General features: G+C 59.4%; 16 protein-coding genes and 1 pseudogene. 13 read left to right on the forward strand and 4 right to left on the reverse strand.

The features are described from left to right. Position 1: 1 nt before the first annotated feature. The 4 genes and pseudogenes from zorA to BPET_RS27615 form a co-directional block, all read right to left on the reverse strand. A complete protein-coding gene (gene zorA / locus BPET_RS01110; protein WP_231852644.1) occupies positions 2-2,053 on the reverse strand; it encodes an anti-phage ZorAB system protein ZorA in 2,052 nt (683 codons plus the stop codon). A gap of 358 nt (positions 2,054-2,411) precedes the next feature. Beyond that, complete coding sequence (locus BPET_RS27605; RefSeq protein WP_012247251.1) at positions 2,412-2,627, reverse strand: integrase core domain-containing protein; 216 nt, start codon at positions 2,625-2,627, stop codon at positions 2,412-2,414. Positions 2,628-2,675: 48 nt separating this feature from the next. After that, positions 2,676-2,843, reverse strand: coding sequence for an integrase catalytic domain-containing protein (locus BPET_RS27610; RefSeq protein ID WP_456236341.1), 168 nt, complete (start codon positions 2,841-2,843; stop codon positions 2,676-2,678). A 57-nt stretch (positions 2,844-2,900) separates the two neighbouring features. Further along, positions 2,901-3,148, reverse strand: a pseudogene (locus BPET_RS27615) (transposase); the annotation flags it as partial. A 528-nt stretch (positions 3,149-3,676) separates the two neighbouring features. Between BPET_RS27615 and BPET_RS25660 the strand changes: the two are divergent. The 13 genes from BPET_RS25660 (at position 3,677) to BPET_RS01190 (ending at position 20,991) form a co-directional block, all read left to right on the forward strand. After that, the gene (locus tag BPET_RS25660) at positions 3,677-3,931 is read left to right on the forward strand and encodes a helix-turn-helix domain-containing protein (RefSeq protein ID WP_231852689.1); all 255 of its coding nucleotides are present in this window, start codon (positions 3,677-3,679) and stop codon (positions 3,929-3,931) included. A 354-nt stretch (positions 3,932-4,285) separates the two neighbouring features. Further along, positions 4,286-4,717 carry a hypothetical protein gene (locus BPET_RS01130; RefSeq protein ID WP_012247231.1) on the forward strand — a complete coding sequence of 144 codons (432 nt, stop codon included), beginning with the start codon at positions 4,286-4,288 and terminating at the stop codon, positions 4,715-4,717. 834 nt (positions 4,718-5,551) lie between these two features. Next, positions 5,552-5,818: a helix-turn-helix domain-containing protein gene (locus BPET_RS01140; protein ID WP_012247255.1), complete on the forward strand. Its 267-nt coding sequence runs from the start codon at positions 5,552-5,554 to the stop codon at positions 5,816-5,818. Next, positions 5,815-7,125: a HipA domain-containing protein gene (locus tag BPET_RS01145; protein WP_012247256.1), complete on the forward strand. Its 1,311-nt coding sequence runs from the start codon at positions 5,815-5,817 to the stop codon at positions 7,123-7,125. The genes BPET_RS01140 and BPET_RS01145 overlap by 4 nt, the downstream gene beginning before the upstream one ends. 494 nt (positions 7,126-7,619) lie before the next feature. Further along, a complete protein-coding gene (locus BPET_RS01150) occupies positions 7,620-8,879 on the forward strand; it encodes a nucleotide sugar dehydrogenase (protein WP_081482954.1) in 1,260 nt (419 codons plus the stop codon). A gap of 38 nt (positions 8,880-8,917) precedes the next feature. After that, the gene (locus tag BPET_RS01155; RefSeq protein ID WP_012247258.1) at positions 8,918-11,398 is read left to right on the forward strand and encodes a hypothetical protein; all 2,481 of its coding nucleotides are present in this window, start codon (positions 8,918-8,920) and stop codon (positions 11,396-11,398) included. Continuing rightward, the gene (locus BPET_RS01160) at positions 11,395-13,452 is read left to right on the forward strand and encodes a glycosyltransferase (RefSeq protein WP_012247259.1); all 2,058 of its coding nucleotides are present in this window, start codon (positions 11,395-11,397) and stop codon (positions 13,450-13,452) included. The genes BPET_RS01155 and BPET_RS01160 overlap by 4 nt, the downstream gene beginning before the upstream one ends. A gap of 42 nt (positions 13,453-13,494) precedes the next feature. Then, complete coding sequence (locus tag BPET_RS01165; protein WP_012247260.1) at positions 13,495-14,652, forward strand: polysaccharide biosynthesis/export family protein; 1,158 nt, start codon at positions 13,495-13,497, stop codon at positions 14,650-14,652. Positions 14,653-14,659: 7 nt separating this feature from the next. Next, positions 14,660-16,000 (forward strand): ABC transporter permease, encoded by a 1,341-nt coding sequence (locus BPET_RS01170; protein ID WP_012247261.1) that lies wholly within the window; start codon positions 14,660-14,662, stop codon positions 15,998-16,000. A gap of 9 nt (positions 16,001-16,009) precedes the next feature. After that, positions 16,010-16,723 carry a P-loop NTPase family protein gene (locus tag BPET_RS01175; RefSeq protein ID WP_012247262.1) on the forward strand — a complete coding sequence of 238 codons (714 nt, stop codon included), beginning with the start codon at positions 16,010-16,012 and terminating at the stop codon, positions 16,721-16,723. A 121-nt stretch (positions 16,724-16,844) separates the two neighbouring features. Further along, positions 16,845-17,873, forward strand: a complete 1,029-nt coding sequence (locus BPET_RS01180; protein WP_012247263.1) for a sugar ABC transporter — start codon at positions 16,845-16,847, stop codon at positions 17,871-17,873. Positions 17,874-17,970: 97 nt separating this feature from the next. Beyond that, positions 17,971-19,770 (forward strand): tetratricopeptide repeat protein, encoded by a 1,800-nt coding sequence (locus BPET_RS01185; RefSeq protein ID WP_269446940.1) that lies wholly within the window; start codon positions 17,971-17,973, stop codon positions 19,768-19,770. 12 nt (positions 19,771-19,782) lie between these two features. Next, the gene (locus BPET_RS01190) at positions 19,783-20,991 is read left to right on the forward strand and encodes a pectate lyase family protein (protein ID WP_012247265.1); all 1,209 of its coding nucleotides are present in this window, start codon (positions 19,783-19,785) and stop codon (positions 20,989-20,991) included. The last annotated feature ends 17 nt before the right edge of the window (positions 20,992-21,008 follow it).

The following is a 21,008-nucleotide window of genomic DNA, read 5'->3' on the forward strand; positions in this document are numbered from 1 at the left end:
CTTATCGCCTATCGGGAGCCGCAATCGTGCCAAGGCTACCTTCGAGCTCTTGAACAGCGGTCGCAAGTAGGCCAACGGCAGAACTCAGTTTTTCATGGAATTCGTAGTTCACCTTTGATAGCGTGTTTACCACGGCGTCCCTGAAAGAATCCGAAGATTGTTCCAGAACCAGGCTGACCCCATCCAAATACTCGTCTGCCGCTTTTTGAGCTAAGCCGAGCTTAGTTGTCGAAACCTCAATGCGTTGTAGAGCATCTGCAGTGATATTAGCTTCCTTGCCGGCAAGCCCAATCATCTCTCTGACCTCAGCCAAGACATGCGCAAGGGCTTCTCGTTGTACTCTGTAGTCGCCAAGCGCCTCATGCAGCGAGGTCGAGCTCGTAGAAAGCGAGCTCGACACTTCCGTCAGCTTATTTCCAATCGAGGTGGTTTGAGTTATGACCTCGGCGACGCGCTCGCCTGCGTTAGCGAACGACGAAGCCGCTATCCCGAGGCGTTCCGCGCCTGCGTTCATCTTCTCGACCGACGTGCTTGTTGCAGAGGAAAGCGCGGAGACACTTTCAGTCATGGCTTTCGATGCGGCGCTGATTTCTTGGATAGCAGCCTCAACGCTGCCCGACATCTGGCTGACAGTGTGGGAGGCACGGTCGGCCATCGCTTGCTCTCGGGCCTGATTCTGGGCGAACACTTGGGCCTGGGACGTATTGAGCGTCTCTAAGATGGTTGTCATCTGTTGCCCGACAGATTCCAGGGTACCTTGAAGCTTTTGTTGCGTTTCTGATTGCGAGCTTTCGACCAGCTTGCGAATTTGATCAACAAAGTCTTGTGTCTGCGCATTGATGCTAGCTTGCCTTTCCTCCATCGCCTGAATCGAGGAGGCCATCTTCAACGCCATTTCTTCCGTAGCACGTTTTCCGCTATCTTCGACCTTTCCAAGTAGGGTATTGAGCGCGGTCACAGCGTCTTGCATACTTTGCGCCGTTTCCTTATTCAGTTCGTTGATACCGCTAATTTGTCCGCCAAAAAGGTCGTTCAGTCGTTGACTGAAGTGAACCATGACATCGTTGAGCATATCGATGGCAGCTTTGCTCTGGTCTCCAGACGCGCTTTTAACAGAGGAGGCGATTTCATCCAAAGGCGTTTTCAGGCTTTGGTCAATGCTTGAAGCAATTACCTCGCCCAAGGTCTTGTTACCTTCCTTGGCGGCAGCGAGTTGTTGCGTGTGCAGTGCCATCCCGGCTTCAATCTGAGATTGGGTGAGCTCTTGAAGCACCTGCTTCAAGTCGCTCACCAAGGAGTCCTTCAGAATCTTTGCTTGGCTAGCCGAAGCTTCAGAGGCATCCACCAACCTGGACAGGTATTCTTCGCCAGCGCCAGATTTGAAGTGCGCGTCGATAGTTTGGGAGATGTCTTCGGTTTTTCTATAGAGTGACGCGAGAAGGAGCTTTTCCAGTAGGGTGTAGAGCATCGCCAACGCAATGGCGCATGCTGAAACAAGGAAAGCGTGGCCCACCGACTGCATGAGGATTTCAAGACTATTGCGGACCACAGCGGTGTCTTCGCTGACTTGGAATTGCTTCAGGCCGTCAATGATGCCCCCGAAGGTGGCCACAATGCCAAGCCCCGTGAAGATGCCCGGCAAGTGTTTGAAGAACTCGGTTCTTAAGTGACTGTCAACGACGTATTGGTCGTTAAAGTACATCTCGGCGGGAATGGTGGAGCGTATGACGCCTATCTGGAGCTGACCGTCTCGCTCTTCATATTGAGCATGTAGGGTTTGATCGTATTCTTGCCATAGGTGACGAAGTCGTTTAGTGGGGAAGATGTGCTGAATCGCTTCGCGGTTAGCTTTGGCGTCCACCTTCCGCAGTTTCCTCAGCACGCCACCTAGGCGAGCCCGGTACCACAGGCCTCGCAGGAAGAAAAGGATGGAGAGAAGAGCTAACGCCCCTAGAACGTGAGGCATATAGGCAGCGAACAGCCGCAGGCTTGCAATTGTCCAGCCCCCGACCTGGTTCAAGTAGGCCAATAGGCCTTCAGTCATGTTGTCCATGTTTCAACGTTTATTCTTTGCAAAGGCTCTTGTTTTTCCTATTGAAATTCGATATTCAATAGAAGCAAACTTTATGAAAATGACACTATCCCAGGCTACGGTCTCAACTGAATTCTCACGATACAACGGTTTTCATGATGTTACAAACACTGTGGCGTACGCCGTCATAGAGCGCCATTTGAACAATGGAAGTGTGTCAATGAAGCTCTAAAGATAGGAAGTCGCTATACGCTATACGGTAGAGCACTCCCTCATAGGCGTTAGGCGCCTACTCCTTCAAAGGGGGTATTTCAGCTTGTGGGCGCGGACGGCGGTTATGGCCATTTTGACTTGTCCACGGCCTTAGTACGAAGTTGATTTAGAGTCCGGGGTTAAAAATACCTTCCGGCTGATAGCTCTTGGCGAATTGCTGCGGAGCCAGATAGCCCGGAGAGCTGTGGGGTCGTTCGGTGTTGTACTCGACACGCCATGCTTCTATCAACGATTTGGCCTGCCACAATGACAGGAACCAGTGTTTGTTCAAGCATTCCTCCCGGAGCTTGCCGTTGAAACTTTTGATATAGGCATTCTCCACAGGCTTGCCGGCCGGATGAACGACAACGTCACGCCCCGCCTGGTAAGCCTAGGCATCCAAGGCCTTGCCTGCGAACTCTGGCCCGTTGTCCACGGTGAAGGATCGGGGAAGCCCACGCATCGCGGCGATCCTGTCCAAATCATGGGCCACGCGCAGCCCAGGTAATGACGTATCAACCTCAATGGCGAGGCATTCCCGCGTGTAATCGTCCACCACATTCAGGCACCGGAATCGGCGACCATATGCCAGACCATCGGCGACAAATCCATCGACCAACTGATCCTTCAGCGCAGCGTTATCCAGCACCGACTCGGCCAGTAGATTACTGAGCCGGTTGTCCGCCCACTCCAGCGCCTTCAACCGCTGGGCATCTGACACCGTCATGCCGCCGTACTTCGCCTTCCAGTGTAGTACGTCGCCTCAGATATCCCGTGCTTGCGGCACAGCTCGGCTGCCTTGGCGCCTGCCTCGGCCTCCTTGAGCACACCTATGATCTGTTCTTCCGTAAATCGCTTCTTCATCGCCGTTCCTCTTGGCACGGACTCTACATCGTTTTCGTACTACTCACGGGGAGCAGGTCGCTAGGATACGAGCGATCTGTTACTACTGGGATCAATGAGGCTTCATCGTTTTCATCACTTTTTTAAAAACCGATGAAAAAGGTTCCAGGTAGTGCGCGTGGCCGAGGCCGAGTTGGGCGGTGTCGCATGGGTTGTTGTGCTGTCCTCCTCACTTTCAGCTTCGCTTCTGAAGTCCTTTTGTGCCGTCGCGCATTGTCACTGCGCCTATTGTCGGTGAATAACTGACGGAGTCCGTAGCGAACCTACAACCTCAATTTGGAAGAGCCCGGTGCCCGCCGAGTTCCAGTCGGAGGCTGGGGGAGGAGTTTGAGGGTGGAGAGCTGGAGACCCTGAGGCCTTCTGCCGATCATACGAGACTGTAAAATAAAAGATACGTTAATTTAGTTTGTGGAGTATAAATTGAACAAAATGGGGCCTGTCGCGCACGGGCCTTTAACGTCGTTTCCTGGTGAGCAAGCGCTGAAGCGGATGGGTCAAAACATACGCACGGCGAGACTGCGCCGAGGAGAATCAGAAGAACTTGCTGGCCAGCGCACGGGCGTGTCTCGACATACTTGGCGTCGCCTTGAGCAAGGCTCCCCTAAGGTCGCGCTCGGCGTACTGGTTGAGGCTCTCGTGGCCTACGGTTTTTCTGAGCAGCTATTTGATCTTGCAGATCCCGAGCTAGATCTTGAGGGGCAAGCAAGAGACGCCGCCCGTCGGCCGATGCGCGGGCGAAAGTAGATCAGAGCATAGGCACTGCAAGGCAGTGGATGCCATTGCGTCCGTGACGGTGCCCCCGACAGGTCGACGGGATTGGTCATAACGCAACACCTTAGAGGGGTGTATCAGGAGGCGCCAGGGACTTGCTGACTTTTTTGACGGAGTGACCAAGCGTACTGCCGTTCAGAGTGGGGCGTGCATCCAACTCCGCTGCGTGATTTGGTTATGGCAGTGAGCCATGATCCATGCCGCTTGCCAGCGTTGGAAAAGTAGAATGTGGAGTTGCGAAGGTACATGGTCGGGGCGGCAAGTCGCGGGCAAGGGCCGATTTGCGAGGACCACGTGAGCGAGCCTCTATAAGGGAGAGAGGGAGAAATGAAGAAGACCGCGGCCGCACTGATTGCCTCTATTGCCCTCGTAGGGTCTGCGGGGGCGACTGATGATGATGAGGCATTCAGGATACCGGCATCCGTTGGGAGGCTAATCCTTGCCTGCACACCGAATCCGATTGCAAACACGCCGGGTGCAGAGTGTTATGCGCTGATTGCGTTGGGAATCCAGGCCGGTGGGGGCATGGCGCGCCTGCACACATTGGATGGCATGGAGGGACTGACAAGCGCACAAAGAGAGCGGCTCAGCCACTTTGACGTCCGTCGGGGCTGTGCCGAGCGTGCAGACTACGCCACGATTGCCCGCGTTGCCTTGAAACGGATCAAGAGAATGGGCTACGACGACTCAGAGATCGCCCTGACAGCCCTTTACCGCGCGTTCCAGGAAGGCCCCATCTGTGGCGGAACCAAGGAATAGAACTCCTAGCTCGTAGAGAGGGCGTTAATGAAGAACGTCGCCGCTGCTGTGGTCGCTTTAGCCCCCCTCATGGGGTCTGCGGGTGCCACCGAACAGGTCTCTTTCAACAAAGTGAACGACTACGTCAGGATGTGCGACCGTCCGTTGGCTGAGGGATGAGCGAAGCGTGCGTCGTCTACCGGGAAATGGCCACACAGGGGTCGATGATGGCGCTGCTCCACGAGTTCAATGCCGAAAAGGACGGTCTCGATCCTAACTCAATATCGCGTCGCATGCTGCGACGTTACTCCACGCCATTTTCGTGCCCCGACGGGGGCGACGCCAGCTACGGTGAAGTGCGAAAAGTGATGATTAAACGGATCAACGCAAGGGGATACTCCGAGGAACACTTGGCGCTGCCCCGCATGATGGAGGCCCTTTCGAAGCTCCGATCTGCAAGGGCGCAACCAAATAACCAACCTGAAAGAGAGAGGTAGAGATGAGGAAGACCGTCGCCCTGATCGCTTCGTTTGCCCTTTCTGACAGGCGTACTGCTTATCATGCGTCGACAGAGTTTTGTTTAAAACAAAAACGGGAACACATCTGAAATGGATAGTTCGACAGAGTTCGAAGCACGTTTTAAAAACCCACCTCCGAACGCCGAGTTCGACGGACTTTATTCTTGATTTTCACCTTCGCCAGGGGATGAAGCTTGCTGGTTTATGCCCTGATCCTTGCAAGTTTGCGGATTTACGCGTGAGCAGGCTTAATCGCCAAGAAATCCGCACGGTTGTGCGGATTTCTTGCCAATCCGCTTGAGCTCAAGCATAATCCTCACAGTTGTGAGGATTATCTATGAAAATTCCCCTTGAAAGCCCGGGCGATATCGGCCGGGTAGTTCGAGCCAGCCGCAAGGCCCAGAAGGTACGCCAGGACGATGCTGCCGGCAGTATCGGTGTCAGCGAAAACTTCCTGGGCAAGATCGAGCGCGGAAGCGATTCCGTTCAATGGGGAAAGCTCTTCCAGGTGCTCGAAGGCCTGGGGGTGCGCGTCATCCTGGATGTGCCCGAAAGTGTCGCCAACTATTTGGCGGCCTCTGACCAGGGGCGCAACAAGCAATGAAGGGCCGGTCTCTACTTGCCTCTATCAATCAGACAGAGGTTGGCACGCTGCAAGAGGTTGGCGGTCTGTGGTCCTTCCGGTACGCCCCTGCGTGGCTGGACAATCCCCGGCGCTTCCCGCTCAGCCCTTATCTGCCGCTGGCCCCCGAAGCTCTGGTAGACGGCGCATCGCGGCGTCCTGTGCAGTGGTATTTCGATAACTTGCTGCCGGAAGAAGGTCAGCGCGTCCTGCTCGCCAAGGATGCCAAACTGGAAGCCGCGGACGCCTTTGCCCTGCTGGCCTGGTACGGGGCTGAGTCCGCGGGTTCGTTGACCTTGTTGGCCCCGGAGAACGCTCCGCAAGAGCCGGAACCGCTGCGGGAATTGCCGGATGATGTCCTGGATTCGCGCATTCGGAACTTGCCTAAAGCGCCCCTGACACACGGCGCAGTCAAGCGCATGTCACTGGCAGGCGCCCAGCATAAGCTGGCTGTGGTGCTTCGAGATGGTGTTTTATTTGAACCCGCCGGCTCGACCCCCTCGACCCATATTCTGAAACCCGACCATCCAGACGCTGATTACCCGCATTCGGTGGTCAATGAATGGTTCGTCATGCGTTTGGCCAAGCGCCTTGGACTTATCGTTCCCGAGGTGTATCGACGCTATGTGCCCGCGCCTGTTTACCTGATCGATCGGTTTGACCGGACCGCTGATCCGCAGGGCGCGTGGCAGCGTCGGCACGCGATCGACGCTTGTCAGCTGCTTGGGCTCGACCGGACTTTCAAATGCGCGCAAGGCAGCATGGAGAGCCTGTCGGCCCTGGCCCGGGCTTGTCGAGGCCCCGCCCTGGCACGGCCCCGGCTCTTTGGCTGGCTTGTATTCAATGTGCTCGTCGGAAACGCCGACGCACATCTGAAGAACCTGAGTTTCCTGGTTTCTCATGAGGGGATCGAGCTGGCTCCGTTCTATGACCTGCTCAGTGTTGCCGCCTACGAGACCCCGGCATTCGAAAAGAAGGGCTGGCCGGCCGACACGCAGCTGGCATGGCCGATTCTGGGGGCGCGAAACTTTTCTCAGGTGGATCGACAGCTATTGGTGGAAGCCGGCGCCGCACTGAATATCGCCAAGAGCACCGCCAACAGGCTTTTGCAAAGCCTGACCAGCCGGGTGATACCGGAAGCCGAGATGCTCTATGAGGAGATCGAGGCTGAAAACGCGCAAATTCTGGATGCGCGCCCTGATCTGGCCGCCACCATGGCAGGGGAATCTCGATGCCTGAAAACCATTATTCATTCTGTCATCAAAGAGATGGCAAGAAAGACGGCGTAGCTGCCGGCTGCCAGCGGTTTAACCGAAGCGCTGCTGTTCTCGCTGCCCTCGAAATCTCTGACGGATCATCTATTTGGCCCACCGCGCGCGGTGGGCTTTTTTGCTTATGCCTTTTCAGCTTGATTAAAGAAAAATAAGAAATACGCCTTTTAATATTAATTACAAATTCATCGGCCGGTTATGTTGCGGTTTATGTAATGGATGTAATTCTTTTCGGACGATTTCCGGAGTTTGTTGCGCCCACTCTGACTTACTTCTACAGCAATAAAAATTTTTAGAAAAAAATTTGCTGCACGTCCCATCTACCATTCGCTGGTTCGCCGCTCACCGCAGTCAATCGGGTGTCGAGTTGTAATTATTTTCAGCAATATGTCTGCCCAAACGAGGCAAACGTACTTCGATTTTTCTATCGAATTACCTGTCTCCGGGCGTCGCCTTCTAGTGTCCGCGACACGATGAAAACAGTGAGGTTCCCCGTGGTAAAGAAAATTGCAGTGTGTGGCCTTGGATATGTCGGCCTGCCCGTAGCCGTGGCATTTTCCAAGCGCTTTGATGTCATCGGCTTTGATGTAGACAAGCGGCGCATCGCACGGCTGAAAGAGGGGCATGACTGGACGGGCGAGATCGAACGCGACGTATTGCTTGCGTCCTCCATGAGGTTCACCGACCAGGTGACGGAACTGCAGGGCTGCGATTTTTTCGTCGTGGCCGTGCCGACTCCCGTTGACGAAAGAAATAATCCGGATTTCTCCCTGCTGGTCCGCGCTTGCCAATCGATCGGTCCCGTGCTGCGTCCGGGCTGCATCGTTGTTTTCGAGTCCACCGTTCACCCGGGCGCGACCGAGGAAATCTGCGGGCCGGAACTGGAGAAAGCATCGGGTCTGCGTTGCGGCGTTGATTTCAAACTGGGCTACAGCCCCGAACGGATTAATCCGGGAGACCGCCAGCACCCGCTCGAAAAGATCGTCAAGATCGTGTCCGGCCAGGATGAAGCGTCGCTCGAAATCATCGCGGGCGTCTACGAAAAAATCATCGACGCGGGTGTGCACCGCGCTTCCTCCATCAAAGTGGCCGAGGCTGCGAAGGTGCTTGAGAATACACAGCGCGATATCAATATCGCGCTGATGAACGAGATGTCGAAAATCTGCGACCTTGTCGGCATCCGCACCTCGGAGGTCTTGAGCGCCGCCGGAACCAAGTGGAACTTCCTCAACTTCACGCCCGGCCTGGTGGGCGGCCACTGCATCGGGGTCGATCCGTACTACTTGACGTCCAAGGCACAGGAGCTCGGGTATCACCCAGAGGTCATCCTGTCGGGCCGCCGGATCAACGACGGCATGGCCAGCCACGTTGCCGCGCGCGTGGTCCAGACCCTGGCCCGCAACGGCCGCCTCAACGCGTCGACCCGGGTCGGCATCCTGGGAATGACGTTCAAAGAGAACGTGCCGGACATCCGCAATTCGAAAGTGGTCGATCTGTATAACGCCCTGGGCGATTACGGCATTACCCCGGTCGCGTGCGATCCGATGGTCGACGCGGACCAGATGGAGCATGAGTACGGCATCAAGCTGGTAAAGCGCGACGAATTCCGGGACATGGATGTGCTGATTCTCGCGGTTCCGCACCGCGAGACCATGGACTCCATCTGGGACGACATGCCGAACCTGGTCAAGAGCGGGGGAATGGTGTGCGACTTGAAGTCCGTGCTTGACAGCAAGCGGCTTCAGTCCGACCTCGTGTACTGGACTCTCTGAGTTCAGGTTCGCCAACCACCACTAAGAAGAGGCCCCGCATGGCTGCTTTTACCGTCGCTCCGATTGGAACCTGCCGTATCCACACGCCGCTGCGCGATGCCGTAGGGCGCTACCCCATCAAGCTTCAGCTCGGGCGCAACTACGGTTTCGTGCATACCAGCGCCGAGGCGCTTCAGCAGGCGCGATTCATGTTCGGCGAGCGCGAGATTCCCGCCGATGTTCAACGCTTGATCTTTCGGCCGTCGAATGGCGAGCAGGCCCGCCAAGGCACGCACAAGCCGGCCGACTTGTACATGGTTGAACTGTCTTCGCGCAAGCTGCTGACCATCGACGGCTATCCCATACAGTCCAACTACGTGGTGCGGTATTTCAGCGAGTTCTTCGCCGACCGCGCGCGCACCCGGATGTTCTGGTCGCTGGCCAGCGCCGACCGGTTTGCCGAGCGGCGCGCACTGCTGGAACAGGATCCGGTCTTCAAGAGCCTCTCGCAGGATGACGGGGACTTACTGTCCCGTATCGTCAAGCGCGATCTGACGGATGACGAGATCGAGAACGAGATGCACCAGCTCGTCGGTTTGCTCGGCAAGGAAAAGGTGGTTTTCGTCACTCACGTCAACGCCTTGACACCGGACAATACGCCGATCGAACAGCGAGGGCAGCTGATTGCCGCGGTGAGTGCCATTGCGCAGCGAATCGACGTGCCTTGCTACGATCCGACGCCGCTGATGAACAAGATCGGGCAAGCCGACGCGATGGAAAACGGCGGGCTGGACCTGACCCACTACACGCCGGTTTTCGCGGAGCGTCTGTGCACAGAATGGTTCAAGAACTACATGCGTCCGAAGATGGACACGTCGACGTCGCAGCCGGCCGTGCCTAAGCTCGGAGCCGACGACAGCGCCGAGAGCATCGAAAAAGCCTGGGACGCGGGTGATCTGCGCGCGGCGTCGCGGCGGGTGCGCGATGTGCTGCGCCGTTATCCCGGTTTGCCCGACCACGTGCTGCTGTTTGCGCGAATTCAAGAGGAACTGGGCGATTATGAAGGATCGCTCGCGCTGTTGAGCGGCGCGGATGGCGCGCTGGCGTCTGGCAGCAAAGCCGAGCAGATTCTGATGCGGAACCAGTTCAAACTGGGGCGCCATGATGTGGCGTACTCGCTGGCGGCCGGCCTTCTTGGTGACGAGATAGAAACCCCGGAAATCGTAAGGATCGCGGCGGTTTCCGCGCGCCAGTTGGGGTACGTCGACGAGGCCCTGGTCAACTGGAAGCAACTGTTCCGCATTTCTTCTCCCGAAGATGCGGGGGCCGTAGAAGCGGCCGACACAGTGCTTTCCATGCTGCAGGCAAGCGATGACATGCAGGCCGCCATCCGCTGGGTCCACGAGGTCCGTGCGGCCATCCCTTCGTATGGCCGGGGTTTCGCGCTGCTGTGGCGCGACCGGCTGATGGCCGCAGACCGTGCGGGGTTGCGCGCCCTGGCGGCCGAGTCGCCCGCGCTTGACGATCCCGACACCCTGGAGCTCGTCAAGGAAGCTTCATGGCGGGGTTGCATTGTGGCCGCGGCGACATTGGCGGTTTCCTGCGGCCTGGTTGACAGCGGACAAGAAGACATTCGTGCGTGGCTGCTCGCGCAGTCGTCAGCCTGGGCCGAAGAAGGCGCCCGCGCAATGGAAGCAGGGCGCCTGCGCGACGCCGCCGAAAGAATCTGCGCACATCGCCTGCTCAATCCCAACGCCCTGGCCGGAGTGCGCGCGCAGAGAGCACTCGCACGCGCGATGCGTCTGGATGCGCGGGCCGCGCTTTTGGCGGGCAACTACAAAGAAGTGATCGACCTGACGGATATCGCAATCGATACCCACGTCGATTTTCCCGAGCTCGACACAATGCGGGGCCGGGCCGCCGACGCGCTTGGCGACAAGAAAACCGCGATGCAGCATCTCGAGCGGGCTGCCACCAGCGAATCCGCTCCTCTCAGCACGCAGTTGTACTTTGCGCGAGTGGCGTTCAATGGCGGCTGGTTTGGCGAAGCCATAGACGCCTACAAGATGGTTCTCGCCCATACGTCGGCCGATCAGAGCGCAAAAGACGAAGCGCAGCGTCAGCTCGGCAGGCTTGGACCGCGCGCGATACGCGGCGCCCGGGAGATACTGTCCGCCGGCGATCATCAGGCAGCCTGGAATCTGCTGGAGCGCGTCGCGAAGTCGTGGCCGCAGATGGCGGAGATCGACCACGAAAAACGGCGCGTTCTCGCTGTCCTGTATGCCGAAGCGCGCACGCTGGATCCTTCCAGCACCACCGAACGGCTTGCTCTCGGCGAAAGGATCCTGAAACTTGTTTCTGACGATCCCGTCGGCCTGCGCCTGGCCGCCGTCGGGGCCATGCGCCTGCATCGCTTCGAGCAGGCCTTGCCCTATTGGCGATTGCTCAAAGAGCGTTCCGACAATCCCGAGCAGTTCGACCACTACATCCAGCGCTGCCTTGCGTGGATCGAGAAGGCCAACCGCAGGAAGGCGGCATGAACCCGGCGCTGATGACCGGGCGGGATCACGTTGCGTCCGATCTCCAACGGGTTCACGCCCAGTTGGAGGAGATTGTCACGGCATCCGGACGGGTTCAGATCGCGCAGGAAAACCTGGCGCGCGCGCAAGCGCTGGCGCGCGATTACATGGAAGACTCAAAAGTCCGCTTTCTTCTGCTTCGGCTGAAAGAATCGGCAGGCTTGAACGAGGGCCTGTCCGAGCAGTGGTCGACGCTACTGCAGGAGTGCCCGGACGACCTCCAGATTGTGCGCTATTGCGCGACCCGTCTTGTGAAAGAACGGCACCTGGATGAAGCCTTGTCCTTGGTCGAACGCCATCTTCCGGCGTCGACGAAGAGCGCGGCCAAGCTGTTCGCCAGGGCCAAGTTGCTTGGCGACATCCGTGCGCATGAACAGTCGGACGAGCTGTTTCGTCGGCTGATTTCGCAGCACGCGGATCGTAATATGCGTGTCGAGTTCGCCAAGCGCCTGCGCAAGCGCGGCTTGCTGGCGGACGCGTTCGAGACCATCATGCCCGTTGCGGACCAGCTCGCTCCTGGCAGCAAGGCGGCGGAACTTGCCAGCGAGCTGGCGAGCGACTACGCCTTCTACCAGGACTTCGAACCGGAAGAAGAGTTGGCTGGAAAGGACATCAGGATCGTGTCGATGAAACATGCGATTCTGCACTTCCGAGACCGGCAGATTGTCGACCAGCCGCCGGAACGGCCCGTCTCGGTCGCGCTGGTGACGGGCAGCCTGGGGCCCGGTGGCGCCGAACGACAGCTGACGCGGCTTGCCGGCGAGCTGACTCGTATGGCGGAATCGCCCGATCACCGGCCGGCCGATGTGCTCATGAGGCCCGAGAAAGTCGAAGTGCTGGTCAAGCAGCACACCGAGCCTTCCGGAAACGGCAAAAAGCAGGGCCTGGATTTTTTCCTGCCGGTCCTGGCCGAGGCCCAGATTCCGGTCACGGAAATCAACAGGCTGCCCGCCGTTTCGGTATCGCATCAATCCGTTTCCGATGAAACTCTGGCGCGTTTGCTGGAGCAGTTGCCGCCGCCCGTTCACTATGGCGTCACGCGTCTTGCGCCGGTCTTGCGGGACAATCCGTTTGACGTGGTGAGCTTGTGGCAGGATGGCACGTGCCTGTTCGGAGCGCTGGCGGCGTTGCTCGCCGGTGCGCCGACCATTCATCTTGTGTTTCGCGGGTTGCCGCCGAATATCCGCAAGGATCGCTTTCGCGAAGAATACCCCGAGCTGTACCAGGCCCTGGCGCAAGTGCCGGGGGTATATTTCGTCAGCAACAGCGTCAAGGCAGCGCAAGCCTATGCGGAATGGCTGGGCATCCCGATCGTGCGCTTTCACGTGTTGTACAACGGCGTGCCGGACCTCGCGATCGACGCTTCGCCGGGCGATAAAAAAAAATGGCTGGCGTTCCGAAAAAGCACGGCCGACGCCACGGAAACGGTAGGCGGCGTGTTCCGCCTTGAGCCGGACAAACGGCCGCAACTCTGGATCAAGCTGGCGGCGCAGTACCTGAAGCGGCGCCCGAAAGCGCGCTTCGTCATCGTGGGTGACGGGCGCCTGCACGACAACATCGTGGCGCTGGCGCGCGAGTTGCGCGTGACAGACCGGCTGCTGCTCGTGGGCCTGTCGAATCATGTGGGCTACTGGTACTCGCAAATGGACGCCAGCGTTCTGCTTTCGCGGTACGAGGGTCTGCCGAATGTTCTGATAGAAGCACAGCTTCTGGGTGTGCCGGTAGTTTCGACGCCGGCCGGCGGCGCGGGGGAGTGCTTCGTGGAGAATGTGACGGGCCACCTGCTTGCGGATGTCGAGCACCCGGACTTGAACGAGGCCTGCGAAAAAGTCGCATCGATTGTTGATCAGGTGCGCACGAACGAAGCACTGCGAGAGCACAGCCGCCACCGGGCGCAGAAGCTGTTTTCGCTGGACGCGATGTTGGCGAAATTCCTGAGCCTGTGCGTGCCCGTCATGCCCATGTCGGAGAACGATGAGCGGATGGATATGCCGATGCGCCGGATGCTTGCCTGATCACCCGCTTATCTTTTCCAGATACTGAGAAAAAATCACGCTATGCATACGAACGTCCCGGCTTCGGGTCCGCGGCGCCACGCGGCCCTGACCATGGTATTGCTTGCCGCAATTTCACTAACAGGATGCCAGCTGCCGCGTTCCGGGCCGATGCTGAGCGAGATGACGGGGGCCAACGACGACAAGGACATCTTGGTGATGCCTGTTTCGCGCGAACTCGTGCAGGCGAGCAAGGTGCCCGATGTCGCCGATTTTCCCGCGTACTATCGCGATTTGACGCAGGCTGGATTCGACCGCCTGGTTCCAGGCGACGGCATAAACGTGAAAGTCTGGGAGCGCGATGGGCTGGGAGTGTTCGCCGTTGACCCTTCCGGCGTGAGCGACCTTGGAAATCAGCAGATAGACCGGACCGGGAACATCTATTTTCCCATTCTCGGAAAGTTCCATGCCGCAGGACTGACGCTGGCGCAGCTGCATGACGCCATCTCTGCACGCTTGAGCAAACTCGTCCTCGGTTCCGACGTCAGTGTGACGCGCGTCGCCGATACGCGAGGGCAAATGGTGACTGTCCAGGGCAATCTGACCCGGCCCGGCATGTATCCCATTACGCAGACGTCCCAGCGCTTGAGCAGTGCGCTGGCGCAGGCGGCGCCGGTGCAGACCAACCCCGAGCAGCTCGTCATCAGTCTGCGCCGCAATAGCCATGTTGCTTCGGTTCGGCTGTCGGATATCTACCGCAACCAGAAGAACGACATTCTATTGCGGCCGGGGGATGTCATTACCGCCTATGACGCACGAGAGTATCTGACCGTACTGGGCGCGGCCGGCGTTCAGGGGCGCGTAGCCATCAGCAAGCGCAACTACAGTGTGCTGGATGCCCTGGCCGATTCCAAGGGGCTGGACGACAAGACGGCCGACCCGCGTTCCGTGTTCCTGTTCACGCCCGCGAAGGCCGGTGTGAACGGAAAGCCGGACAGCGTGCCGGTTGTCTACCAGTTCGACCTCACTCGTCCGGAGCAGGTGGCGTTGGCGCGCGAATTTTCTGTACACGAGGGCCAGGCGATCTACATATCGGACGCGCCGTTCACCCAGGTGCAGAAAGTCTTGTCGGCCTTCCGGGTCACCATGAGCGCGGGCTTCAGCGCCACGCGGGCCATCGATAGTGATTCGGGCGCCAGTTCGACCAACGTAACCCAGTAGCGTATCGATGAGCAACGAGGACCGGATCAAGAGTTGGCGTACGCGCCGCAGCGGCGGCAATTACGCGGTGGGATCCGGCGTCGCGGCCTGGCGTCTGGATCCGGCCGCGCTGTTTGAGGAAAAGGCCGCGCCGGAAGTCCTGCTCAAGCCCTTGCTTGCGCGCCTGCAGGGCGAGCCGCATGATTCCGTGGCTGCGCGCAGGGCGGTGTACGAGGCTATACAGGCAGAGCTGGATGCGGAGATAGCGCGCAGCGGGGTCGATGAGACGCTTGCCGATTTCTCCCGCCGACGCCTTCGTATCATCGTGCGGCTGCTTGAACAGGATATTCGGGCAGGGGTCGACGTGTTCGCGCCCGGATACATGCCGGCCAGGCTGGTGGCGGACGACGAGCGTCTGGCCGCAGCGCATGCCAGGCGCGTGCAGCGGCGCAAACAAGACGAGGCGCGCGACGCGCGCCGCCATGCGTCGCGCAACGACATTGCGCTGGAAATCGAACTGCCTCCTGACGAGGCTTACGATCTCGCGATATTTCGGAGCCGTTTGCATGTGTTGCATGAACAGCATCATTCGCGCAGCGCCAGCAGGGGCCCGGCGACCGGGCGCACGCTGCTGGCGATGTTCGTCTATCAGCTGCGCGTGATACATGGCGAAAGCCGGATTGCCTTGCTATGGGCACTGGCCGGCCCCGTCGTGCTGCTTACGCTGATTTCGTCGCTGTATATCCTGATGGGCACGCATTACATCCTTGGCATGGACGTGCGCTCATTTTCGCTGTCGGGAGCAACGGTATGGATCATGTTCCGCCAGATTATTTTCAGAAGCAGTTCCGCATATGTATCGGCTCGCGGGCTGCTGAACTTCCAGGGCGTCACCCCCTTGATGTGCGCACTGGTGCAGGCGCTTATCTACCTGCTGGTGTATCTCGTGGCTTTCGCTGTGCTGATCTTCGCCGGCCACGCGCTGGATTTCATCACGCTGCCGCAAAGCTGGGCGGGAACCATTCTTTACGTCGTGCTAATGGGAGGCTGTGGCGCCGCGATGGGCGTGCTGTTCGGCGCGATTGCGACGTTCTGGCATTTTTATCTCAGGCTGGCGCCGGTGATCGAGCGATTTCTCCAGATATTCTCGGGTGTCTTCTTCGTGTCGGAACAGCTGCCGGAACAATTGCGCATCTGGATACTCTGGTCTCCGTTCGCGCATGGCATGCAGCTCTTGCGATCTGCCTACTTCAGTGCTTACACGTCGCAGGATGCAAGCTTGGGGTATTTCCTGACGTCGCTGGTTTTCCTGATGGTGCTTGCATTGGCGGCCGAGCGCCTTGCCCGCCCCAATATTCAGCCGATGTGAGAGAAGACGATGATCCATCTCAATGGCGTAACTGACGATCCCTATGCCTTCGGAAGCAGGCAACCGCTGCTCGCCAATGCCAATCTCGACATTCCCGTCGGGCGGTACGCTCTGCTTTCTTCCGCGCCGGAACTGCATCGCCAGATTGTCGACGTGCTGTGCTGCCTGCGTCCGCCGCGCCAGGGCTTCGTCAAGCATGACGGCAAGGTTTCCTGGGCCATAGGCCGGCAGGGCTTCATCCGTGGCAAGGCAACCGGCCTGAGCATGATCGAGTTCGTAAGCGATATGTACGAAGTCGACCCGGACGTCACGTATGAATTGGTCGCGGATCTTGTCAGCGACCCCAAGTGCCTGGCCAAGCCCATGGAACATTGGCCGATCTATGCGCGCCAGGAATTCTCTTTCGCCTTGGCGCTGGCGCCGGCTTTTGACGTGTACGTGATTGAAGGGGCCATTCCTTTCGAGCCCTGTCGTTTCACCCGGCTATGGCAGGCATTGTTCGAAGAGCGGCTGGTTGGCCGGACTCTCATTTTATCCAGTTATCGCCACAATCAGATGGCGGACTATTGCTTCAAAGGCTTGATTTATGAACGAAGCGTTCTCAACATCGAAGACGACCTCGACCAATGCATCCGCAGGTTCCCGCCGAGACGATCAAGGAGCGAAACCGGAGCAGGCGACGACGTCTTCGGAGGCGGCTTCGAAGACGGCCTCGGCCTCTGAAGTCGGCTCCGAGATCGAGCGCCGCCGCCGTGAACGGCAGGCATCGACGCGCGAGCGCCGTCGTCACCGCTGGGTTAATGCGCTGATCGTCCTGACGCCGGTCGCGCTCGCCATTGTTTACGTGTTCTGTATCGCGACGCCCCGCTACGAAGCAGAGTCACGATTTTTCGTCCAGTCCGGATCCGGCCAGCAGGGAGGAGGCGGGGCGGCGAGCCTTATCACGACAGGAAGCATGGGCGGCGCGCTTGGCGGTTTCGTGGACGGATGGGCGGTCAATGACTTTCTGAAATCGCGGGACTGCATGCGGCAGCTCGATGAGAAAGTCGGCCTGCGCCAGTATCTGACCCGCGCCGGAATCGACCCGCTCAATCACCTTTCCGCGGATTCCAGCGAAGACGAACTTTATCGCGCCTACCAGGCGTCGGTCGACGTCTCTTTCAATGCGCTGGAACAGATAGACGTACTGCGCGTGAGCGCGTTCTCTTCGGAAGATGCCGAGATCCTGTCGAAGGCGCTTATCGGCCTGGCGGAGAACTTCGTGAGTTCCATGAACGAAAAAGGCGTTGCCGACAAACTGAAGGTGAGCGAAGAATCAGTCAGGCTCGCAGAGAAAAAGGCCCTGGCCGCCCGGGAGGACCTGACGTCGTGGCGAACCGCCCACGGCAATATCGATCCGACCGCCACGGTGGCGATGCTGCTGAATCTGTCCAGTCAGCTCGAGGCAGAGCTTAGTACCGCGCAGATCAATCTGGACAAGATCCGCGCGCTTGGCAATAACGACCATTTCATGCTGAGGCCCGCCGAGTTGCAGGTCGTGGCGCTGAAGAAACGGATTACGGCGTTGCGGCATCGCTTGAGCGGCGAAGGCAATACGGAAGCGAAGCAGCTCAAAGAGTATGAGGCGCTGAGGAATGCCCAGGCCTTCGCGGATTCGAATCTGACCCTGGCGCAGCAGTCGTATCAGCAGGCTTTGACGGACGCCCTGCGCCTGCAGCGTTATTTGTCCATTATCGCGCAGCCGGTTCCCACCGACCGGCCCAGCAGCCCGCGCACGGTGATTCTGCTGTTGCAAGCCCTGGCGATAGGCTTTGCGCTGATGTTCATCACGCGCGTGACGATTGCTTTGTTGAGGGGGCTGCGCCATGGTTAACGCCGCAACTGAAAGTCATCGCCGCGAGGCCGACGCCGCTGCTGGCCTGCGCGATGTCATCAAGAAGATCCATGCGTCGGCGGATCCCGTGCCTGAAATGGCCGCGCTCGGGCCGGCGCTGGCGCAGGTGGCGGACGGCTGGCGTGATGTTCGCCGGTTGCTGGTTTCTCCGTTCGTGCGAGAGGGCAGGCTCGTTCCCGCGATTGCGGCGCTCGAGACGCTCGTCGCTGCCTACCCCGCGCGCGCCGAAGAGCGCCGCCTGCTTGCGAGTTTGTTGGGCCGCACGGGGCAATGGGCACGCGCTATTGCCGAAGCAGACGCTGCCGCCGGCATCGAGCCCGATGCAATGGCGCTGCATGCGGCCCGGATTCAACTGCGCATGCAGGCCGGACGGGTGGCCGATGCCGCCGAGATCGCCCGCGCCACCATGGGTATGGCGGCAAGCGAGCCTGGCGAAGCGCACTTCTGGCTGCTGGCGCTTGCGCGCAACGGCGATGTGGCCGAAGCGGCAGACATTGCCGCGGCCCTGGATGCGGATAATCTGCCGAACGAGCGCGTGGCGACGGCGGCCGTGCGCGCCTTGATCGACGATGGCAGGGCGGAGGCGGCAATCCGGCTGGGTGACGCGGCGTTGAGCGCGGGCCACGATTGCCCGGCGCTGCGCTCATCCCTTGGGGTGTCGCACCTTCGGCGCGGTACCGAAGAAGATCGGAAAGTGCACGCCCTGGCGCATTTCGAGGCGGGCCTGCGCGCGGCGCCGGCGGACGTGAGGCTGCTGTCGCTCTATGGCGAAACGCTATTGCGCGCCGGGCGCTATAAGGAAGCCGTGCCGCCACTGAAGCAGGCCATCGACCTGGCGCCGGATCTGGAGCAGACGCGGGGCCTTTATGCACGCGCGCTGCGTTATACGCTGCAATACGACGAGGCCGCCGACCAATTGGTGAAACTGGTCGAGAAATCGCCAGAGAAGCTGCTCTGGCAGCGTTCGGCCATCGGCGCGCTGTCCCAGGCGGGCCGCGCACAGGATGCCGAAGCGCTATTCAAGCAGTATCTCGCGAAGCGCAGCATGCATCTGCCGAAGACTTTCCAAGAGGCCATGGGCCGGCTGGAAGAGCGGTTGGATACGGCCCCGATACCGCAGGCGCGCCTGGACTGGGCCTGGTCGCTGCGCGGCGAAGCCGATACGGATCGCGCGCAATGGGAGCGCCGGGCGCGCTGGGGTCACCTGGTGGATCATCTTTTGCTCGATTGGCTCGAATGCCGTGAGGACAGCGCCGAAGAGGCCATGCACCTGCTTGGCGAGCTGGACACCGGCGAACGTTTTTTCGCGCCTTTGCTGGCGGCCGGCCGCGGCGTCGTGGTTGCCACGGCGCACGTCGGCCCGATGTATGCCGGACTCATGGCCTTGGAACTGCTGGGCATTCCGTCGCGCTGGCTGGCGACGGCGCCCAGCATCGCCCAGAGCAGCTACGCCGCGGCGTTGATCTCCACATCGGACCAGACCGAGGCGCAGGTCGCCAAGGCTTGCATCCGTGCGCTGGGGGCGGGCTATGTGCTGTGTCTGGCCGTAGACGGCGCGGCGAATCCGGCCGCGCCCCGAACGGCTTTTGAAGGGCAGGAGGTGACATATTCCAGCTTCGCTTCTCATCTGGCGCATCGCCTTGGCGTGCCTTCGGTGTTCTACGCGCCCCGCTGGGACAACGGCCGCGTGGCCTATACGCTGGAGATGCTGCCCGCGGCGACCCCCGGCGAAGACGCCGATGCGTATTCGCGGCGATGGCAGGCGGCCTATTTTGAACGGCTGAAAGAGCATCTGGCCGGCCCTCCGGAAAATCTGCGTCTAAGTGGAGGAATCTGGCGCCATGTGCAGCCCGTGGATCGATCCACGCAGCGATAAAGGGCGGCTTCGATGATCTCGGTGTTGAATGCGGTGCGTGGATTGTTTCTGCTGGCCGCGCTGCATGGCGGCGCGGCGGCCGCGGATGAACTGTGCAAAAGCCCGGATGAACACTGTCCGTTCGTTTCTTCGCTTCTCCAGCTACGCGAGGGCTATGGGGCCAAAGCCACTGGTGGGCTGGGCGGAAGGCTTGTGGTGGTCACGTCCGACCAGGACGCGGGGCCGGGAACGCTGCGCGCCGCCCTGGCGCAGGCCAGGAAGGGGCCTGCGTGGATCCGCTTTGCGTCGGATATGACTATTGTGCTGAATTCGCAGCTGCGCGTGCCGTCGAATATCACCATAGACGGGCGCGGCAAGCACGTTACCTTGATCGACGACGGGCTGGGCGTGTATGGCAGCAAAAACGTCATTCTTACGCATCTTACGATAGACGGGCGCTTGAACAGGCTTACGCAAGCGGTGAATGTCGCCAACGGCAGTCGAGACGTGTGGGTCAACCATCTCGATCTTTCACGGATGTCCGATCGGCTGCTCAATGTGAAGAACGGTTCGACCGACGTTACGATCTCATGGACGAAATTCCATGATTCGAACAAGGTCATGTTGCTCAATAACATTACCTCGAAGAATCTTTTCAAGAACTACGGGCGTGATTCGATCGCGAGGGTCACCCTGCACCACAATTATTTCTTCAATACCGTGCAGCGCAATCCAAGAGGGCAGTTCGGCACGTTTCATGTGTTCAACAACCTTCTCGAGAACTGGGATTTCTACGGCATGAGTTTCAGCCTTGAGGCCAAGGCTCTTGTAGAGGGGAACATATTCAGCAACGTTACGCAGCGCAAGTGCGTGGAGCCCGAGTTTTTCCCCACGGTAGAGGGCATCAACGTGAATTATTGCCGCTATATACCCGTTGCCTCCGGACGAAGTGCGCTGGAAAACGGCGCATCCGATCGAGGGGCCTACGAGAAACGCAAGGCTCAGTACGGCTACACGCGCGAGTACAAGGCCTTTCTGCGCGTGAAGGACAATTTATATCTCGGCGATGCGGAACCTGTATTGCAGGATTATCGTCCCGAGGCGGCGCCGGTGCCCCCGTATTGCTACGGTTATGAGCGGCCGACACCGGAACTGGCAGAGAGAATCCGCCAGTTTGCAGGGAATACGGCCGGCCGTACGCCACGGCCCGAGCCACGGGCCGGGACGGGGTGCCCCGGGTGAGATCTTCCTGAAGGCCG

Source organism: Bordetella petrii (genome assembly GCF_000067205.1).
Classification (GTDB): Bacteria; Pseudomonadota; Gammaproteobacteria; order Burkholderiales; family Burkholderiaceae_B; genus Bordetella_A; species Bordetella_A petrii.

Coding starts and splice junctions, on each gene's coding strand:
- BPET_RS01160 (WP_012247259.1), top strand. CDS start 11,395: ATGAACCCGGCGCTGATGACCGGGCGGGATCACGTTGCGTCCGATCTC.
- BPET_RS01175 (WP_012247262.1), top strand. CDS start 16,010: ATGATCCATCTCAATGGCGTAACTGACGATCCCTATGCCTTCGGAAGC.
- BPET_RS01155 (WP_012247258.1), top strand. CDS start 8,918: ATGGCTGCTTTTACCGTCGCTCCGATTGGAACCTGCCGTATCCACACG.
- BPET_RS01145 (WP_012247256.1), top strand. CDS start 5,815: ATGAAGGGCCGGTCTCTACTTGCCTCTATCAATCAGACAGAGGTTGGC.
- BPET_RS01185 (WP_269446940.1), top strand. CDS start 17,971: ATGGCCGCGCTCGGGCCGGCGCTGGCGCAGGTGGCGGACGGCTGGCGT.
- BPET_RS01170 (WP_012247261.1), top strand. CDS start 14,660: ATGAGCAACGAGGACCGGATCAAGAGTTGGCGTACGCGCCGCAGCGGC.
- BPET_RS25660 (WP_231852689.1), top strand. CDS start 3,677: ATGGGTCAAAACATACGCACGGCGAGACTGCGCCGAGGAGAATCAGAA.
- BPET_RS01165 (WP_012247260.1), top strand. CDS start 13,495: ATGCATACGAACGTCCCGGCTTCGGGTCCGCGGCGCCACGCGGCCCTG.
- zorA (WP_231852644.1), bottom strand. CDS start 2,053: ATGGACAACATGACTGAAGGCCTATTGGCCTACTTGAACCAGGTCGGG.
- BPET_RS01190 (WP_012247265.1), top strand. CDS start 19,783: ATGATCTCGGTGTTGAATGCGGTGCGTGGATTGTTTCTGCTGGCCGCG.
- BPET_RS01130 (WP_012247231.1), top strand. CDS start 4,286: ATGAAGAAGACCGCGGCCGCACTGATTGCCTCTATTGCCCTCGTAGGG.
- BPET_RS01140 (WP_012247255.1), top strand. CDS start 5,552: ATGAAAATTCCCCTTGAAAGCCCGGGCGATATCGGCCGGGTAGTTCGA.